General features: G+C 61.3%; 16 protein-coding genes. 6 read left to right on the top strand and 10 right to left on the bottom strand.

Going from position 1 to position 18,705, the window contains the following annotated elements:
* Positions 1-102 precede the first annotated feature (102 nt).
* The 3 genes from G3O01_RS02575 to G3O01_RS02565 all read left to right on the top strand — a co-directional run bounded on the left by G3O01_RS02575 (position 103) and on the right by G3O01_RS02565 (position 4,048).
* Positions 103-2,517, top strand: a complete 2,415-nt coding sequence (locus tag G3O01_RS02575; protein ID WP_205802864.1) for a carbohydrate-binding family V/XII — start codon at positions 103-105, stop codon at positions 2,515-2,517.
* Between the two features lie 172 nt (positions 2,518-2,689).
* Positions 2,690-2,998 carry a hypothetical protein gene (locus G3O01_RS02570; RefSeq protein WP_205802863.1) on the top strand — a complete coding sequence of 103 codons (309 nt, stop codon included), beginning with the start codon at positions 2,690-2,692 and terminating at the stop codon, positions 2,996-2,998.
* A 57-nt stretch (positions 2,999-3,055) separates the two neighbouring features.
* Entirely contained in the window at positions 3,056-4,048 is a 993-nt protein-coding gene (locus G3O01_RS02565) for a zinc-dependent alcohol dehydrogenase family protein (protein WP_205802862.1), read from the top strand.
* Here G3O01_RS02565 and G3O01_RS02560 read toward each other — a convergent pair.
* Together G3O01_RS02560 and G3O01_RS02555 are read right to left on the bottom strand one after the other, a co-directional pair.
* Complete coding sequence (locus G3O01_RS02560) at positions 4,035-6,017, bottom strand: SMP-30/gluconolactonase/LRE family protein (RefSeq protein WP_205802861.1); 1,983 nt, start codon at positions 6,015-6,017, stop codon at positions 4,035-4,037. The genes G3O01_RS02565 and G3O01_RS02560 overlap by 14 nt on opposite strands.
* Before the next feature lie 414 nt (positions 6,018-6,431).
* On the bottom strand, positions 6,432-6,833 hold the full coding sequence (locus G3O01_RS02555) for a cupin domain-containing protein (RefSeq protein WP_205802860.1): 402 nt from the start codon (positions 6,831-6,833) through the stop codon (positions 6,432-6,434).
* 232 nt (positions 6,834-7,065) lie between these two features.
* Here G3O01_RS02555 and G3O01_RS02550 point away from each other — a divergent pair, with 232 nt between their 5' ends.
* A complete protein-coding gene (locus G3O01_RS02550) occupies positions 7,066-8,235 on the top strand; it encodes a GGDEF domain-containing protein (protein ID WP_205802859.1) in 1,170 nt (389 codons plus the stop codon).
* Positions 8,236-8,259: 24 nt separating this feature from the next.
* Here the strand turns inward: G3O01_RS02550 and G3O01_RS02545 are convergent, their stop codons facing one another.
* Positions 8,260-9,174, bottom strand: a complete 915-nt coding sequence (locus G3O01_RS02545; RefSeq protein WP_205802858.1) for a glutaminase — start codon at positions 9,172-9,174, stop codon at positions 8,260-8,262.
* A gap of 184 nt (positions 9,175-9,358) precedes the next feature.
* Complete coding sequence (locus G3O01_RS02540; RefSeq protein ID WP_205802857.1) at positions 9,359-11,002, bottom strand: APC family permease; 1,644 nt, start codon at positions 11,000-11,002, stop codon at positions 9,359-9,361.
* Positions 11,003-11,037: 35 nt separating this feature from the next.
* Between G3O01_RS02540 and G3O01_RS02535 the strand changes: the two genes are divergently transcribed.
* Positions 11,038-11,235: a hypothetical protein gene (locus G3O01_RS02535; RefSeq protein WP_205802856.1), complete on the top strand. Its 198-nt coding sequence runs from the start codon at positions 11,038-11,040 to the stop codon at positions 11,233-11,235.
* A gap of 142 nt (positions 11,236-11,377) precedes the next feature.
* Here G3O01_RS02535 and G3O01_RS02530 read toward each other — a convergent pair whose 3' ends face one another.
* The 6 genes from G3O01_RS02530 to G3O01_RS02505 form a co-directional block, all read right to left on the bottom strand.
* The gene (locus tag G3O01_RS02530) at positions 11,378-12,058 is read right to left on the bottom strand and encodes a VIT1/CCC1 transporter family protein (RefSeq protein ID WP_205802855.1); all 681 of its coding nucleotides are present in this window, start codon (positions 12,056-12,058) and stop codon (positions 11,378-11,380) included.
* Positions 12,059-12,156: 98 nt separating this feature from the next.
* A complete protein-coding gene (locus G3O01_RS02525) occupies positions 12,157-13,341 on the bottom strand; it encodes an acyltransferase (RefSeq protein ID WP_205802854.1) in 1,185 nt (394 codons plus the stop codon).
* A gap of 120 nt (positions 13,342-13,461) precedes the next feature.
* Positions 13,462-15,378 carry an AAA family ATPase gene (locus tag G3O01_RS02520; protein ID WP_205802853.1) on the bottom strand — a complete coding sequence of 639 codons (1,917 nt, stop codon included), beginning with the start codon at positions 15,376-15,378 and terminating at the stop codon, positions 13,462-13,464.
* Between the two features lie 476 nt (positions 15,379-15,854).
* Positions 15,855-16,016 (bottom strand): DUF1328 domain-containing protein, encoded by a 162-nt coding sequence (locus G3O01_RS02515; protein ID WP_180734151.1) that lies wholly within the window; start codon positions 16,014-16,016, stop codon positions 15,855-15,857.
* Between the two features lie 106 nt (positions 16,017-16,122).
* Positions 16,123-16,560, bottom strand: coding sequence for a type II 3-dehydroquinate dehydratase (gene aroQ / locus G3O01_RS02510; protein WP_205802852.1), 438 nt, complete (start codon positions 16,558-16,560; stop codon positions 16,123-16,125).
* A gap of 26 nt (positions 16,561-16,586) precedes the next feature.
* Positions 16,587-17,648, bottom strand: a complete 1,062-nt coding sequence (locus tag G3O01_RS02505) for a Gfo/Idh/MocA family oxidoreductase (protein ID WP_205802851.1) — start codon at positions 17,646-17,648, stop codon at positions 16,587-16,589.
* A 90-nt stretch (positions 17,649-17,738) separates the two neighbouring features.
* On the opposite strand from G3O01_RS02505, the gene G3O01_RS02500 reads away from it, so the two are divergent.
* Positions 17,739-18,695: a LysR family transcriptional regulator gene (locus tag G3O01_RS02500; RefSeq protein WP_205802850.1), complete on the top strand. Its 957-nt coding sequence runs from the start codon at positions 17,739-17,741 to the stop codon at positions 18,693-18,695.
* Positions 18,696-18,705 lie beyond the last annotated feature (10 nt).

Below are 18,705 nucleotides of genomic sequence, written 5' to 3'. Positions count from 1 at the left end.
CGCGTTTCACGAATCTTCTCTGGTCTCCGCCAGTTTTAACCGCCCCTTCGGGGGCGGCTTTTTCGTTGGGCACTCCTGCTTTCCCGATCAGGCATCTCGAAGATGAACACAAAATTTCAAAGCGGCAGCGGCGCGAAGCTGAGACTGGTTCCGATCGTCGTGTCTATGTTGACCGTGACCGCGCTTGCGTGGGGACTTCCCCAATCGTATGCAAACGCGCCATCGCCGACGACGCAGGCTGACTGGCCGCGCAATTTCGAAACGAATGGCGAGCACGTCGAGATGTACCAGCCGCAAATCGAGAAATGGGACGGCAATCACATTGCCGGGCGCGCGGCGGTTTCCGTTGGTGCACCCAACGGTTCGCCGACCTTCGGCGTCGCGCATTTCTCGGCAACCGCCGCGATTGACAAGGCATCCGGTGTGGTGCGCCTGACCATGATCCTGATCGACAGCGTCGACGTGCCGGCCAACCCAAGTCTCGCCGAGAGCGTGCGCCGTTCGCTGATCGCGCGGCTGCCCGCGGCCGGCATCGACGTATCGCTCGACGAACTGCAGACCAGTTATGCGGCCTCGCAAGGTCTGGCGAACACGATGCGGGTAGCCGTGAAAACCGATCCGCCGGATATCGTATTCGCCACGCAACCTACCGTGCTCGTGCTGATCGACGGCGCCGCTGTATGGCAGGCCATCGGACAAACGGGCTTCCAGCGTGCGCTCAATACCCGCGCCATGGTGATCCGCGACGCCGGCGGCACGCTATACGTACAGGCCGCCGGCTACTGGTTCGAAGCGCCCGCTACGGACGGTCCCTGGCATGGGATCGCAGCACCGTCGCACGCGCTGAACGATGCCGCGAAGCAATCGGCCGCGCTTCACACAGCTGACCCGATGCTCCCTGCCAACGGCAAGGCCGCCGCGCAAGCGCCCGCTCTGCTGGTTTCAACCCGTCCGTCCGAACTGATCGTGACGAACGGCCCTGCGCAACTGACACCCGTCGAAGGCACGGGACTGCTGACCATCGCCAATACCGATCACGCCGTGTTCGTGAATCCGACGACGAACGTGTACTACGTACTCGTCTCGGGGCGCTGGTTTCAGAGTGCGACAACGGGCGGCCCGTGGACGTACGTTCCCGGGAGTCAGCTTCCGCCGGATTTCTCAAAGATTTCGCCGCGCGATCCGAAAGCCAATGTGCTCGTGTCGGTACCCGACACGCCGCAAGCGAGAGAGGCCGAGATTGCGGCGTCCATTCCTCAGACAGCCTCGGTATCTCGTCGGAACGCTTCGCTGAAAATCGCCTACGACGGCGCGCCGCGCTTTGAGCCGATTACCGGTACATCGCTACGGTACGCGATCAACACGTCCACGCCGGTCATTGAAATCGATCCGTCGCACTTCTACGCGGTGGCGAACGGCGTATGGTTCGTCTCGGCATCGCCGACAGGGAACTGGAGTGTCGCGACCGACGTCCCCGGTGTGATCTACACGATCCCCGCCAGCGCGCCACTTCACTACGTCACTTATGTACGCGTCTATTCGGTGACGGCGGATACCGTGGTCGTCGGCTATACGCCAGGCTACCTCGGGGTTATCGTCGACACGGACGGGACGGTTGTCTACGGCACCGGCTATGTGTATCCGCCCTATGTCGGCGCGGTCTACTATGGCTATCCGCAAACGTACGGGTATGGCGCGAGCTTCGCGCTAGGCGCAGCCGAAGGCTTTGCGTTCGGTTTTGCGGCGGGCGCAGTCTGGGGATGCGCGTCGCCGTGGTGGGGGCCGTACTGGGGTGGCGGATACTGGGCCGGCGGCTGGAGCAACGTGAACATCAACCAGGCGAACTTCTACGGCCGCTGGGCACAAGGCACAGTCACACACACGAGCGGCTGGAATGCGTGGACAGGAACGCAATGGCGCGGCACGGCGGGCGCGGGCTACAACCCGGCGACAGGCGCGCACTTCCAGGGCGGACGCGGCGGCGCGTTCAATCCATACTCGGGCAACTACGCAGCCGGCCGGCAAGGCTCGTTCGCCAACCCCGTGACGGGACGCGAAGGCGCGGGTCGAGGCGGCATAGCCGGTAATGAATACAACGGCAACTATGCGGCTGGGCGACAGGTCGCCGGCTACAACGCCAGGACGGGCCGCGCGGGCGCCGCGGAATTCGGTGTCGCCGGGAATGCGCAGACGGGGCAGTACCAGGCCGGCAGCAAGGGCATCGTGACCAATCAGTCGCGCGGCAATGCGCTCGCCTGGAACAATGGCGACGTCTACGCGGGACACGACGGCAACGTTTATCGCCGCTCGGATGGCGGCACGTGGCAACAGCACACGTCGGACGGCTGGCAATCCGTTCAGCCGTCCGAGCGAGTCGGCAGCGATCTGGATCAGCAGCGCGACGCGCGCAGTGTCGGCGAACAGCGTTTCAGCCAGCGATCGGGTGGATTCGGCGCGGGCGGCGGCTGGAGCGGCGCGCGCGCGGGCGGTGGCGGGTTTCACGGGTTCCGCCGCTGACGGGCGCATTGCACACGGGCGAGGCTGATACAACAGCGTCTCGCCCGTTCCGCCTCCCGGTGGGACAGCAGGCAAGCCGTGTTGCATAATCGGATTCTCCGGCACCGTGCGAGCGTGGGCGTTTCTGCCCATGCCCGCCCGCGCCGCCTGAACCGCCAATGCGAGGTCGAGCATGGAGACGAAACTCACCGCCCACCTGCCCACCGTCGATATAGAGATCACGCGATGCCAACTACCCGAGCGCAACGCCGAAAGCATCGCGATTCATATCACCGCTGTGCCGTCCATCGACGCTGCCGCGCGCCTGCTCCTGCAGCCCGCTCTTTTCTCGCTGGCGTCGCCGATGTCGATCTTCTCGATGTGGTCGATGTGGATGCGCGCCTGGCAGCCGTGGTTGCCATCGGTTGCTGCCCCGGCTCACGAATCGCAGCAACGCGAAGCGCGGCTGACGGACGACAAGGCCTCGACGTCGCACGATTAACGCCTCGCTGCACGCCTCGACGCAGCCGTTGTCACTTCCTCGCGAGGAGGATCGAACATGCGCGCGATGGTTTTCGACGGAACGAATCCGCTGCTCGCCGAACGCGAGCAGCCGCAGCGCTCGCCCGGGCCCGATGAACTGCTGATCGATGTAGCCGCGTGTGGCGTATGCCGCACCGATCTGCACGTCGTCGATGGCGAACTGGGCGATCCGAAGCGGCCTGTAATTCCGGGGCACGAAATTGTCGGCCGGGTCGCGGCGCGCGGCGCAAACGTGACGGCTTTCGATATCGGCGAGCGCGTGGGCGTGCCGTGGCTCGGCCACACGTGCGGCGTCTGCCCATACTGCGCAGGCGGCCGCGAAAACCTTTGCGATGCGCCAGGCTTCACCGGCTACACGATCGATGGCGGCTACGCCGAACAGGTCATCGCCGATCATCGCTACTGCCTCGCGCTGCCGGAACGCTACGACGACGCTCAAGCCGCGCCGCTGCTGTGCGCCGGTCTTATCGGCTATCGCACGCTCAGCATGGCGGGCGACGCGCAGCGTGTGGGCATCTATGGCTTTGGCGCGGCCGCGCATATCGTCGCACAGGTCGCGCGCCATCAGGGCCGCGACGTCTACGCGTTCACCCGTCCCGGCGACGCCACCGCGCAACAACTCGCGTGCCGGCTCGGCGCACGCTGGGCGGGCGGCAGCGATGAAGCGCCACCCGAACCGCTCGATGCCGCACTGATCTTCGCACCCGTCGGCGCGCTCGTGCCAGCCGCGTTGCAGGCAGTCGTCAAGGGTGGCGCAGTCGTATGCGGCGGCATCCACATGAGCGACATTCCCGCGTTTCCGTATGCGTTCCTGTGGGGCGAGCGGCGCGTCGTGTCGGTCGCGAACCTGACGCGCGCCGACGGCGCCGCGTTCATGAAGATTGCAGGCGAGATGCAACTCGATATCGAAGTGACACGCTATCCGCTCGCGGAAGCCAACCGCGCGCTCGACGATCTGCGCAGCGGACGGGTGTCGGGTGCGGCGGTGTTGATCGTCAATTCACACTGAATGGCGACACCAGAACCGCCTTCGCCGCACTTACGCCCGTCCCGCCCGACGCAGGCGGTGTCCAGCGATACAGCACGATGCTCGATTTGTTGTAGTTGTCCTTCGTCACTTCATATTCGCCGTTCGAACGCCGGTACGCACGAAGTCCATACATCGAGTCCACGTCGTTGCCCACATCGACTGCGTTCGGGTTGCTATTGACGAGCGTGATATCGAGCTTGCCTGTCGTGAGGTTGAATGCATCGATATTCGGCACGGTATGGACGTAGCCCACGAAAAGATAGTTTCCGGCGGCCACAACCGATTTCGGATTGACACTCGTGAGGTTGATCACCGGATTCGGCGCGGTTCTGTTGCCGGCCAGCCAGCCGTGATACACCTCGACACGCGATCCGACCGCGGTCCAGTCCGTGCTGCCCGTGATCCCTGTGAGGACCATGGTGTCGCTCTCGGGCAGGTACATGATGCGCGTCAGTTGCGAGATCGACGCCGGAATCGGCATCGTGATCGGGGCGCCCCACGAAGGTTTGCCGTTTGCATCGAAACCGGTCAGCGGAAAATGCGAAATCTGGTTCGTCTTGTCGAAGCCCACCCAGATATCGCCCTTGCTATCGAGGCAAAAGCCGTTGCGGACTTTTGCCGCCGTGCCGAACGACGGTCCGGGCAACGTGCTGTCGGGAATGGCAATGTACCCGCTCGCCCGGTTGAAATGGAAAAAGTAGAAGGTGTCGGGATTCTGGCTCGCTGCGACGAGAATCCGGTGTCCACCCACGCTGACCACATGCGCGAAATGTTCGCCGCGTTCGTGGTCGGCGAGATTGATACGCGGGTCGGAGGGATAGGTGTACGGATCGATCGTGTTGGCAACGTAGGCGCCGCCCGGAGTGCCCGCATAAATGTTCATGCCGCCGTAGAAGATCGCCCCGTCGGTGGCCGGGTCTGGCGCGGCGTTGCCTTCGAAGTTCACCGACTGGAGCGCCCAGCGCAGAATGCCCGTGCCATCGTAGGCGTGAATGTCGGTGCCGCCGTTGCGGCCGAGATCCCACGCCCCGCCCCACGGGTTGTTCAGCACATAAAGATTACGCCCAGAGTCCCTGCCGATGCCGGTCACGCGCGTGAACCGCCGGTCGCCCACCTGCCCCTTGATCCCGGTGACCGTGTTGAGGTATCCGCCTTGAACACCGAACGTACCGGCGAGATACGGCGCACCGGAGATGTCATAGGTCTTGATGTTCATGTCCGGCCCCTGGTCGCCGATCCACAACTGCCCGGTGACCGAATCGAAATACAACGAGGACGGTTGGGCTTTCGCCGCCAGTTGAATGGTCTTTCCGCGTTCGCCCGTCGGGCTGAACTGGCTCACAGTCCCCGTGCCCTGTTGCGCGACCCAGATGTTGCCGCCCGCGTCCACCGCGAGTGCGCCCGGCCCTGCTATGCCGATATCGCGCAACCAGACACCGGAGGTTGAAAACACGCGCACGCGGTTTCCCGGGAAGTCGCTCGCGTAGAGCAGCGAGCCGGACGTCGCGAGTCCCGTTACGACATCGGCGAGGCGTTCGGTGGTCGTATCGCTTACCGTGATCATCAGGTCGCGCGCGCGGCTTACCCGGTCGTATCGACCCACCTTGCCGCTTCCATACGTGGTATTGAACTGCAGCGCAGCGAACAGCGAAGTCGAATTGCCCGTGATCGCGCCGCCCTGGAACTCGCCATGCCCGCCGATCGAACCGATGTTCCGTCCATTCTGATAAATCGCGATGCCACCCTCGTCCTCGTCCCACATCGACGCGGTATAGATCACCCCTTCCGGTGCCACCCACATCGAGCGGGCCACATTGCCGACGCGGGTCGTCGCCGTGCCATGTGTATTGGCCAGCCAGGCCGTCGAGTATTGGGCTTCGCAAGCCGGCGCAGCGGCCACCGTCAGCATGACTGCGACTAACGCGTTACAGAGTCCTTTGAAAACCATGAGAGATGTGTGCTCGATCGCGCGCCGTGCAATACGGGCGTGCATAGTGCGGCGTTGCCAGCCCTGGCAAACTTGCAGTCCGAACCCCTGACGATTCCAGTCCGCAGGTCGCGAAACGGGCGACATGACGCGTCGAATCGATGTGGGATGTTGTCCGGGTTAACGGCGACGCGCGGCGCGAGTTGAGCGCGCAGGCTGCTCGATCATGGGTTGAATCACCTCGACGCATACCGTGATCGCGTTCGCTAATACGCCAAGGTCAGGCTTACGCCTGGCGAGACCTTCGTTTGATGACAAGACCAGGGCATAGCCGAACACGCCAGGTCACCGTAACCAATAAGTCGATACGTGAGGGGGATATTGCCAACTATCCTGGTCGTCGGTCGACGATCCGCCACCAACACCGCTCGCCGTTCAGGGATCGTTGACCGTTTCGTGCTCTGCCGGAAGCAGAATTTCGAGCAGTTCGCAATCATCCGACCAACCTTCGACGGTATGGCGAATACCAGGCGGCTGTACCCAGCACGACCCAGCCACCAGACGCTGCGGCCCTACGCCTTCAAAGTCGGTCTCGAACCAGCCCTTCAGGCAATAAACCAGCTGAAACTGCACGTTGTGATGATGCCGCACGCTCAATTCCGGTCGGAACGGCGCAACCATGCGGATGACGTGCGCCTGAACAAGGCCATTGCTTGCCGCTGCAACGCCCAGATCCCGGTAAGCCGAGTAGTTGCGCAGGCCGCCAGTCTTGAAGTCGCCCTCGGCGCAATGGCTGATGACGAAACGTTGCGGCGCGTCGGGAAGTAAATGATCCATGCGCTCTCCAACGAGATGAGTTAGCAGAAAATCAGACAGCGAACAGATCAGGAAAGCAATAGGTAACGGTCCGCCCGGGTTTCAGATTTCTCCGGGCCCTCAAGTTTTAAAGTCGAGTGCCGATAATCACTGACAGCCGACAGTGAACCTATCGACGTCCACCATCCGCTCAGCGTCCAGAGCCGTAACAACAACTATAGAATCCGCTACTTCGCGCACCGACGATCAGATCATGCCCACGTTTGACCTGCGTACCGTCCTGTTGGTGGCATCTGTCATGCCCGGACTGATGGCGCTCGTGATGTTTGCCATTGGAAGATCCTTTCCGCGGAACATCCACGGCGTCGCGCAATGGGCGCAGGGTTCACTTGTTTTTTCGGCCGCCGCGTTTCTGATGGCGATGCGCGATGCAATCCCGGATTGGCTCTCCGTTATCGGCGGCAATATGTGCATGGTTGGCAGCATCGGGCTCTGGCTGATCGGCAGCCAGCGCTACCTCGGCCGCCCACCATTCGTCCGCTTCGTTTCGGCAATGGTTCTGCTCGATGCGCTCGGCCTCGGCTGGATGACCTATATCGACGCCAATCCTTACGGGCGTTCGATGTGCACGAATGTCATTCTTGCACTGCTATTTGCCCTTGTAGCCTATGAATTGCTGCGATTCGGTCGAAAAGACGGCGGCGCGAGGGTCGTTGGATTCATGTTCGCCGTTGAGACGCTCATCACCCTGACGAGGATCGTGACATCGCTGGAACCCGGCTCTGCGCGTGAAGGTTTGTACGCGCATGATCTGGTGCAACTGGTCTATCTGAGCAGTGGCGCCTTCATGTCGCTCACCATCACGGTGGGATTCATGCTTACCGCAGTCAACAGACTTCGGATATACCTCGAGCAACTGTCTTCCATCGATCCGCTCACTGGCCTGCTCAATCGCCGCGCGCTTCTGGATGCCCATACGATCGCGCGACGAACGCCTCGCCGCAGAGGAACCTGCCTCTCGCTCCTGTTGATCGACCTCGACCATTTCAAAAGCATCAATGACCTGCACGGTCACCTGATGGGTGACGCCATCCTGATCGACTTTGCCCAACGGGTTGCGCTCGCGCTGCCGCAGGAAGCTCACTTTGCCCGCTGGGGTGGAGAGGAGTTTGCGGTGATCCTCCCCTGCGATACCGTCGATGAACCGTTGGGTCTCGCTCGCGAACTGCAGGCACGCATCGCGTCGAGAGGCGGTTCAGCTTTGCCTTCGTACACCTGCAGTATCGGGATCGCTCATTTCGACGTCCCTGAAGCAACAATCGAACGATTGTTGAAGCAGGCGGACGGCGCTTTGTATCGTGCGAAACGCAATGGTCGTAATCGGGTGGAACTTGGATCCGAAGCAGTCGCCGTCGAGGTTTGAGCACACCACTGACGTGACGGCGCATCAGAAAATCGAGCGGCCTGTGTACGTCGTAAGCAGTTCCAAAGCGAGCACACCCGCCAGCGAATTACCGTTGCTGTCCAGCCCCGGCGACCACACGCACACAGCCATTTCACCCGGCAACAGCGCGACGATTCCACCGCCCACGCCACTCTTCGCGGGCAAGCCGACGCGATAGACGAAGTCGCCAGCTGCATCGTACGTGCCGCAAGTCAGCATCAACGCGGACAGTCGCTTTGCCGAACTTGAATCGAGAATGCGCTCGCCAGTCGACGGCACAACGCCGCCGTTGCTCAAATAAAGCGCCGCCTTCGCGAGTTCGACGCAACTCATTGAAATCGCGCATTGCCGGCAATACGCATCGACAACCACTTCGGCTGGCATCTCCATGTTGCCGAAGCTCGCCATGAAGTGCGCCATCGCGCGATTGCGATGCCCATGCTGCAATTCGGATTGCGCGACGCACATGTCGTAGTCGATCGATGGCTCGCCTGTCACGCGACGCATGAATTCGACGAGCGCCGTTTCGGCCTTGACGAAACGACGACACAACACATCGGTGACGACGAGCGCGCCCGCGTTGATGAACGGATTGCGCGGCTTGCCCTTCTCGGTTTCGAGTTGCACCAGCGAATTGAACGCCGTGCCCGATGGCTCGCGGCCCACGCGCTGCCACAGTTCGTCGCCGAGCAGCCTGAACGCCATCGTGCACGCAAACAGCTTCGAAATGCTCTGAATCGAAAAGCGCGTGCTGGCCTCACCGACGCTGAACACCTCACCCGAGTTGGTCACGACAGCCATGCCGAAGCTGCTGCGCGGCACCTTGGCGAGTTCGGGGATGTAGTCGGCCACGCGCCCCTTGTCGAGCCACGGTTGCAGGTCGGCGTAAATCTGTTCGAGGATGCGGGAATAGTCCATCGATGCATTAAAGCGTTGACGGGTTGATAGTTTGATCGCGTATTAGACGCCTCGAACGGCCCAACAAACGCAAAGCGGATCACGACAGGTGTGATCCGCTTTGGCGATAGCGCCTGATCGAGCGACAGGCGATATTCTGCACTGGAAATATTTCAGCGTCGCATGCGGTGACGCTTCGGGGCCGTCAGCGAGCGGACATCCACTCCTCGCCTTCGAGGCCGCTCGTTGCGTATTGCGACGGCTTGTCGCCATCCAGAGTCTCGCGTTCGTCGAGGTACTCGCTGCGATAGCCCGTATGCACGCCCCAGTAATAGAAGATCAGCGAGAACACGATCACGACCACCATGTCCCAGCCATACGGCAACACGCCAAGGCCGCCGAACTGCTTGCTGCCGATCAGCGACAGAATCGCCATGACAGGCAGATACGCAACCAGCCACCACGCCGCCTTCAGATCCTGGTTGAATCCCGCGAAACCCGACTTCGCCTGGAAGTAGAAGAACACCGGCAGCGCCACGATCATCAGCAGGATGATCTCGCCCGTCAGCGGCCATTTCGCCCAGTACAGGATCAGCGACGCGCACACGAACGCGAACGGCGCGATCACGCTCATGCCGCCAATGCGCAGCGGACGCTCGATATCGGTCGCCGCGCGACGCAGCGCCATCAGGCTGATCGGGCCCGTCAGATACGAGATCACCGTCGCCACCGAAATCACCGCCGCCAGCGAACTCCAGCCACGGAAGAAGAACAGGAAGATGAACGACACGAACAGGTTGAACCACATCGCCGGACGCGGCACGCCGTACAGCGGATGCACGCTGCCGAACATCTTCGGCATCGTGTTGTTGCGCTCCATCGCGTAGATCATGCGCGTCGTGGTCGCCATATAAGTCGTGCCCGTGCCGCTCGGGCTCACGAACGCATCGACGTACAGCAGGATCGCCAGCCAGTTCAGGTTCAGCGCGATCGCCAGTTCCGCGAACGGTGACTTGAAGTTGAACTGGTTCCAGCCCTTGACCACATCGGCCGGGTTCACTGCGCCGATGTACGCGATCTGCAGCAGCACGTAGATCACCAGCGCCAGCAGGATCGAGCCGATCACCGCAAACGGCACGCTCTTCGCCGGATTGCGCGCTTCACCCGCGAGGTTGATCGGACTCTGGAAACCGTTGAACGCAAACACGATGCCGCTCGTCGCCACCGCCGTCAGCACCGCCGACCAGCCGTACGGCGCGAACACGCCCGTCCCGCCAAAGCTGTCACCGAGGTTTTCCTTGTGGAAGCCGCTCATCATCAGGCCGAGAATCGTCAGGCCGGGGATGATGAACTTGAAGATCGTGATGGCCGTGTTGGCGCGCGCGAACACCTTCACGCCCCAGTAGTTCAACAGGAAGTAGATCACCACGAGCACCGCGGAGAGCAGCAAGCCGGGTGTGGTCAACTCGCTGTTGATGAACAGGTTATGCGCCCATTCATACGGCCATGTGCTCATGTACTGGATCGACGCTTCGGCCTCGATCGGAATCACCGATACGATCGCAATCCAGTTCGCCCACGCGCTGATGAAGCCCACCAGCGCGCCGTGCGAGTAGCGTGCGTAGCGCACCATGCCGCCCGACTCCGGGAACATCGCGCCGAGTTCGGCATAGGTCAGCGCGATCGCAAGAATCACCACTGCGCCGATCACCCACGCGCACAGCGCCGCAGGACCCGCGATCTTGGCCGCCTTCCAGGCGCCAAACAGCCAGCCTGACCCGATGATCGAGCCGAGGCCCGTCAGCATCAGCGCGAATGGGCCGATATGCCGTTGAATTCCGCTATTCAATTGTCTTCCTCATATCTCAGGGGCGCGGAATCGTCATGCCGTTCGACCGCGGGCATGAATGGATTCCAGCCTTCCTTGTTATTCGATGGCGAAGCGCGACGGCTGCCGCAATCTACGCCGCGAGAGGTGTCGTCGATGGTTCTGTTGCCGTCGAGCGAGTGCGGGATGGTCGCGAAATGGCTTTGCGTCGTCCAATGCCAATTGCGCATGAGGGTTATGCGCAAAAAACATAACGACCGTTAAACGCTGATTTGACGGGCGTCAGCGTTGATATGCGATGGAACCGGGAATGCGCGTTGCATCGCAGGTTGACCACCTGTCGCTGACGATAGGCATGCGAGTGCTATCAGGCGGCTTTCAACGCAACGCAACTGGTCAGCCGCCCAACGCGATGATCGCCATCGTCAGCACGACGCCCACGGTCGTCATTGCCAGCCCCGCTCGCATGCCACCTGAGCCAGAGAAGCGTCCAAGCGCAAGACCGGCGCTGAACAACATCAAGAGCGTCAGTACGCGCGACACGACGAGTGCCGTCGATACATCCTTGAACACGACAAACGGCAGCGCGACCGGAAACGTCGAGATCACCACGATCAGAAAAATGCCTAGCGCACCGACGAAATCGTCGCGGACGAAATGCGCGCGACCAGGCAAAGCTGGCGCCGCAGCAACCCGCGCGCGAATCCTCTCGAGCTCTGCGTCGTCGACGAAACTCTTGAAGGCTTTCGGCAACGCGTCGCGCAATGCACGCACAGCAACAGCTGGATCCTGCTCGTGCTTTACGGTCAATGCGAGCGACAGACGCCGCCCGCGATTCGTCAGCGTGCGCACGAGGTACATCACGGCATCCGCGAGTCCCCATGCGAGATTGCAGCCCAACGCGGAGAACAACATCTTGCGGCCCGCATCTTCGCCTGCCGTGACGGCCGATACGGCGCCGACGAAGGTCAACGCCATGAACAGCCCGAAACACAGTTCCGATACGCGGTCGACGGTATCGAGCACGGGTTCGCGCGTTTCATGCCCGTCCTCTTCAGCTAGCGTCGCAGCGTTCATAGGGCCTCCTGTCGATATCGCCCGGCTCTCATTGTTCTGCTTCAAATGGTACGCGCGCGACAGTGGCCGCGATATTGGACTAAAGACGTATTGCCGGCCTACCGCAATGCATCAAAGCGGCCGTCGATGTGCGACAGCAGCTTGCGCGACAGACGCGTCGCGCGCCCCTGGATCAGCCGGTCGGAGAGTCGCGACAACCCATATGACGCCGTCAGCGCAACCAGCACAGTCGTGACATACAGCGCGAGCGACGTGTCGCGATCGCTCTGCCTGAAGAGCCCGGCGAAGAAATGAAACGTCGCGTATACGCAGATGAAATGCCACAGATAGATGCCATAGCTCTCACGTCCCAATGCCGACGCGCAGTGTCGAATGACTAGCGCAACGCGCGATTGCATCGAGCGACGCACGGCATCGCTTCGCGCGCAAACGAACAACAGAAACGCGGTGGCGGCGCATGCGGCGAACACGGGCGCCAGTGCATGCGACTTTGCGAGCCACACACCGAGCGCTGCCGTCGTGAGCGCGAAGACGACGGCGAGCACGAAATACAGCCACGTTGTGCGTAGCGATATGCTCGACGTGCCCAGCAAATGCGAACGAAATCCGTACCACGCCCACATCCCGACGATAAAACACGGCCCTTGCACAGGCGGCCAGAAATAGCTGAATGAGTTGTTGTGAACCTGGCAGTCGAGCGTCCCGTGACAGTCGCCGAACGATAACGTCGCGATGGAAAGCGCGAGCAGCACGATGGTCGCGAGCACGAGCCGCACGCGATTCATTGCGGCAAAGAACAGTAGCGGCGCGATCAGATAGAACAACATCTCGACGCCGATCGACCATCCTCCCGGCACGACATTGTTGATCGCTGTCTGCGACAGCGCATGCAGGAACAGCACATTGAGCAGCACATCGACGGGACCATGCGCGCCCAGAATCCACGCACGCTCGTAACCGGAACGCGTGGCGCCATAGCTGATCAGGCCATAAACGGCGATAGCCGCGTAATACAGCGGCGCGATGCGAAAGAAGCGTTTGATATAGAAACGCAAGGTGACGTGCCGCGCATCCGCGCAACGCTCGTGATCGATTTCGAGCGTCATGAAGATCGTGATTGCGCTGATCACGAAGAACAGTTGCACGCCGTATTGGCCCATGCGCGCCACGAGCGTGACGGCATGCGGGAGATTGGGAAACTGAAACGACAGGTGTACGGCAACTACCCCGACGATCGCGAGCGCCCGACCTGCGTCGAGCGCGGCAACGCGTCCTTTATCCATCGGTTGTCCTCCTCGCTTGGTGAGTCAGCCTGAAAAGGCCGCGAGGTCCGTGGACAAATTGTGTTTTGTGGAAGTTCCTGCTTTTTTATTTGTGTCGCGTGACGGGGAGAAACAGGCGCGTTATGCGGCTGCCGGCTCCTCCGCCAGATGCAACCCGTCGCGGGCCGCCTTGTGCTGCTCGATCAATCTGTAGACCGTTTCGCCCGGCACCGTCTCCGATTCGAGCAACTCGTCCGCGATCGCACGCAGCACGGGCGCGTTGTCGTGCAACAGCCCATAGCACGCGTCGTTCAGATCCTTGAGCAGGATGTTCGCATGTTCGATGGCACCCTTCATCTGCAAGCCGGCATATTGCGCAGGAAGCGCTGCAAGGCTGAACAGATTGCCGTCCGCGTTGAAGCCGAACTTCGACACCATGTCCAGACTGATGCGCGATGCTTCCTGCAAGTCTTGCGCAGCGCCGCTCGACGCTTCCGAGAACATCAGCAGTTCGGCATTGCGGCCGCCCAGCAGCACCTGGATCTCATTGCGCATTTCGGTTTCGCGATACAGGTGCTTGTCTTGCGTCTTCGTGATCAGCGCGACACCCAATGCGCCGCCGCGCGGCAGAATCGTCACTTCTTCGAGAATGCCCGTGCCGAGCAACGCGGCCACGAGTCCATGCCCTGCTTCGTGCACGGCAATACGCGTGCGTTCGTCTTCCGTGAGCGCGCGTTCCGCGCCGTTCACATCGCCGATGCGCGCAATCTTGATCGCTTCGACAAAGTGCTTCGCAGCAACCGTATCATCGCCCGCCTTGCGAGCAACCAACCCTGCCTGATTGACGACCATTGCGAGCGTCGCGGGTGACAAACCCGTGGTCAGGCGCGCGAGCTGATTGAAATCGATGTCGTCGCCCTTCGACGTCAGACGTTCGGCATAGAAGCGAATGATGTCCGCGCGGTCTTCCAGATCGGGCAAGCGCACCTGCACCGTGCGATCGAAGCGGCCAGGACGGCGCAACGCTTCGTCGAGATTGTCCGGGTGATTGGTCGCAGCGACGATGATCACGCCTTCGTTCGATTCGAAACCATCCATCTCCGCGAGCAACTGGTTGATGATGCGGTTGCTCTCGGCTTCGACGGGACCGCCGCCCGTATCGGTGCGCTTCGAGAGACCGTCGGCTTCGTCGATGAAAATCACGGTCGGCGCATTCTTGCGCGCGAGTTCGAACAGATGCTTGACCTTCTGGATGCCGACGCCGTAGTACTTCGCGCTGAAATAGCTGCCCGTGATCGAAATGAAGTTTGCGCCGCACTCGCCCGCCAGCGCCTGTGCAAGACGCGTCTTGCCGACGCCGGGGCCGCCCGTCATCAGGATGCCGCACGGCGCGCGCACGCCCAGGCCCGTGAACTGTTTCGGATTGGTCAGATACGCCTGAATGTCGGACAGCGCGGCCTTCGCTTCACCTGCACCAATCACGTCTTCGAACGAAAGCGCAGGCGTCTTTTCGAGCAGACGCGCGCCGCTCGTCATTTCGCGGCGCATGAACCACACGAGCCCGCCGACCAGCAGCAGCGGCAGCAGTACGCTGATCGCGTCGCGCGCTTTATCGAATGCATCCATCCAGCGCGCGGAGCCCGTATGAATGTTGGCATCGGGCAAATACACCAGTTGATACGGCGAACGTGCGTCCGATTTCATTTCGCCGAGCAGCAGTGCATTCGAGAATGCGCCGTTGTGATCCGTGACGTAGTATTTTGCGCCATCTTCCGTCGATACGAGAATCGCATTCGGACTCACGCCTACTGCCGTGACGTTGTGATCGCGGATATCGCGCAGCATCTCCGATGCATCGCGCTCCTGATGCGTCCATGCCGACGTGTCCTTGCGCATTTCGCTGGCAACGCCCGTCAGTACCGGCGAACCCTGCACGTTACGTTGCTGGTCGTGACGCAGATGCAGGAAGGTCACGAGCGCCGCGAAGGCCGTCGCGGTCACGCCAAGCAATACATAGCGACCGTATCGGGACCAGAACGTATTCTTTGCCGGTTTCATCAGTTGATTCCTAAAACGGGCCACATCGTGGCCGACACGCATTCGCGCGGACAAAACAAAAACGCAGCGCCGCGCATCAATGCGCGTCACGAGACTGGATTGGGGTGCAGGCCGCAGCCGCGAGCGAGGAAGGGACCAGTTCTTTAATGCAACGACGTCGGTAAAAAAGACACGCTTATACGTCCCTCTTTCAACCGCTGTGTATGTATCGCATTATGCCCAGGCTTACGTCATTTCCAAAACGGTAGAAAAGGGCTTATTTAAGGGCTGATTCGCGCAATCGAACCGATTGGCCCATGCACAGGCGCATTGCGGGTTGATGCGCCGCATTAATGTCTAAATGGGAAAACAGTTTTATCTTCGCGAGGCGCGAAGACAGATAGCGCGAACGTTGCATCCGCGCCAACAGAATCGTGTGAATCGGGAAAGGCACGACTGGCAAGGCGCGCGCTGCGCCTTGCCGTCATATGGGGAACTCAGCGTCGCACGACGCCCATCAGCAACGTCACGATGAAGATGACGAGGAACAGGAAGAACAGGATCTTCGCGATGCTGGCCGCTCCGGCTGCAATCCCGCCGAAGCCGAACACTGCAGCGATTAGCGCGATGACGAAGAAAACCAAAGCGTAGTAAAGCATGTCTGACCTCCGTTGCTTGAGTTATGGTCCCGGCTGCGAGCCCGGCGACGTTCATCAACAGGAGCAAACCCCGTACCTGCGCTTCCCTCCACGTCTGAAGAAAACCCTAGGAAATAGCGGCAACTGCGGCTCGCAGACCGAGCAGATAACTGCTCACGCCAAAACCGCAAATCTGGCCCTTCACGATCTCCGCAAACACCGATACGTGGCGGAACGGCTCGCGCGCGTGGATGTTCGACATATGAATCTCGACGACCGGCACCGTCAGGATCGCGAGCGCATCGCGAATGCCGTAGCTGTAGTGCGTCCACGCACCCGCATTGATCAGCACGGCATCCGTTCCATCGACGAACGCCTGATGGATACGCTCGCACATGTCGCCTTCATGATTGGTCTGATAGCTTTCGACCTCGACGTTCAGCTCGCGCCCCAGCGCCTGCAATTCGCCATCGATCTCGGCGAGCGTCACCGTGCCGTACTGCACGGGATCGCGCTTGCCGAACATGTTGTGATTGATCCCGTGAAGCATCAGTACTTTCTTCATCTGTTGTCTCCTTCAGTTTGCGTTTGTCACACCGTCGCGCCGATGCGCGTGTCGATGATCGTACCCGTGCGCGCCGATTCGGCGATAGCTTCCGTGATGCGCAGATTCTGCAGCCCGTCGCGCACCGTGACGAGCGGCTGCGCGTTACCTGCGATCACGTCGCAGAAGTGATCGAGCTGATGTTCGAGCGGATCCGAGCGCTCGACCTGCGCGACCGATCGCTCGAAGGGTTTCCACCAGGAGCGGTCTTCTTTCCGGGCGTAGGTCTTCAGGCGCATCGTCGGCACGGCAAGCGAACCCATGTCGCCCGTTATCACATAGCAGTCTTCGTCGTCGTAGGACGCGTAGTCCTTGTTCTCCTGCGACGTCTGCTCCCAGCTGCGCGGCGACGCCGCCGTGTCCGACAGCAGAAACGTCCCGAGCGCGCCATTCTCGAAGCGCAGATTGATGGCAACGGTATCCTCGACGGCAAATCCGCGCGCCGCATTTGACGCAAACGCCTGCACCGCGACGATCTCGCCGCACAGCGAACGCAGATTGCCGATCTCATGAATCATGTTGAGCAGGATCGGGCCGCCGCCCGCCTCGCGCCGCCACGGCGCGGCGGCGAAGTATTCGTCGGGTTTGAAGAACACGGCGCTGCCCATCACGCCGACGATCTTGCCGATCTTTCCTTGCCCGATGATCTCGCGCGCCTTCGCGAGAATCGGGCTATGCGCGCGGTGATGACCGACCAGCAGCGGCACACCTGCCGCGTCGGCGGCTGCGCACAGGCGTTCGCCTGCTTCGAGCGTATGAGCAACGGGCTTTTCGATCAGCGCAGGAACGCGCGCGTCGATGCAGGCGAGCGCCTGTTCGACATGCAACTGGTTGGGCGTGGCGAGCACCACACCATCTGGACGGTTCGCGGCGAACAGTTCGCCAAGCGTGCGAAAGAGCGGCACACCGGCACGCTGCGCGAACGCGTCCGCGGCGGGACCCGGATCGACGATTGCGGCCAGACGGCAACGCGGATTCTGCTGGATCAGTTCAATGTGACGCCGGCCGATAAGCCCTGCGCCGGCGACGGCAAGCTGGAGTTGTCTCATGATCTCGTGCTGTTTTATCGCCCAGGGATTGGACGCATTCGTGAATTGGGACTAGATTACTCGTGCCAATCACCAACACAATGCAGCCAAATGGAAAATCATCATGCGCTTTTAGCCAATAATGACGGCTTCTTGCGCGATCTGCAGCTGTTCTGCACGGTTGCCCGCCGGGCAAGCTTTATCACGGCATCGGCGGAAATGGGGATCTCGCCTTCGCATGTGAGCAAGCGCATCGCCTTGCTCGAAAAGAGTCTTGGCGTGAAGCTGTTTCTGCGCACCACGCGCCGCGTAAGCGTTACGAGCGATGGCGAAGCGGCTTTCCAATGGGCACAGAAGATTCTCGACGACGTGCAAGGCATGTCCGACGCCTTCGCCGAACTGAAGAGCGATCCGCGCGGCCTGCTGCGCATCAGCGCGAGCCTGCGCCTCGGCCACGACCACGTGTCGCCAATTCTTTCGCTGCTGCGAAAGCGCTATACGTCACTGGAAATCTGGCTCGAACTGCTCGACCGGCGCGTCGATCTGATCGGAGAAAACTTCGATATCGACATACGCGTCGGCGAGGTTCAGGAGCCGCATCTGATCGCGCACAAGATTGTCGATAGCGTGCGGATTCTATGCGCGTCGCCGGCTTATCTGGAACGCGCGGGGACGCCGCGCACGCTTGCCGAACTCGCGCAGCACGATTGCCTGCTGTTTCGCGATCGCGAACAGCGCTTTGGCGTGTGGCGGCTAACGGGACCGGACGGCGAGCAATCGGTGAAGGTGACGGGGCCGGTCGCATCGAATCACAGCGACATCGTGCGTCAGTGGGCGCTCGAAGGTTACGGCGTGATCATGGCGTCGATCTGGGACGTCGCGGCGAACCTCGAATCAGGCACGCTCGTGCGCGTCCTGCCGCAGCATTACCAGCCCGCCGATGTATGGGCCGTGACGTCGGCGCGTGCGTCGTCGTCCGCGAAGATTCGCGTGTGCGTGGAGTTTCTCAAGGAGCATCTGACACACGGGCCGCTTGCGTTGAAAACGCGCGGCGTGGGTGGGTTTTGATGCGTTGCTG

Source organism: Burkholderia sp. Ac-20365, from assembly GCF_017104715.1.
Classification (GTDB): Bacteria; Pseudomonadota; Gammaproteobacteria; order Burkholderiales; family Burkholderiaceae; genus Paraburkholderia.
Note: the sequence above shows the minus strand (reverse complement) of the source record. Positions and strands in the feature narration are given on the sequence as shown.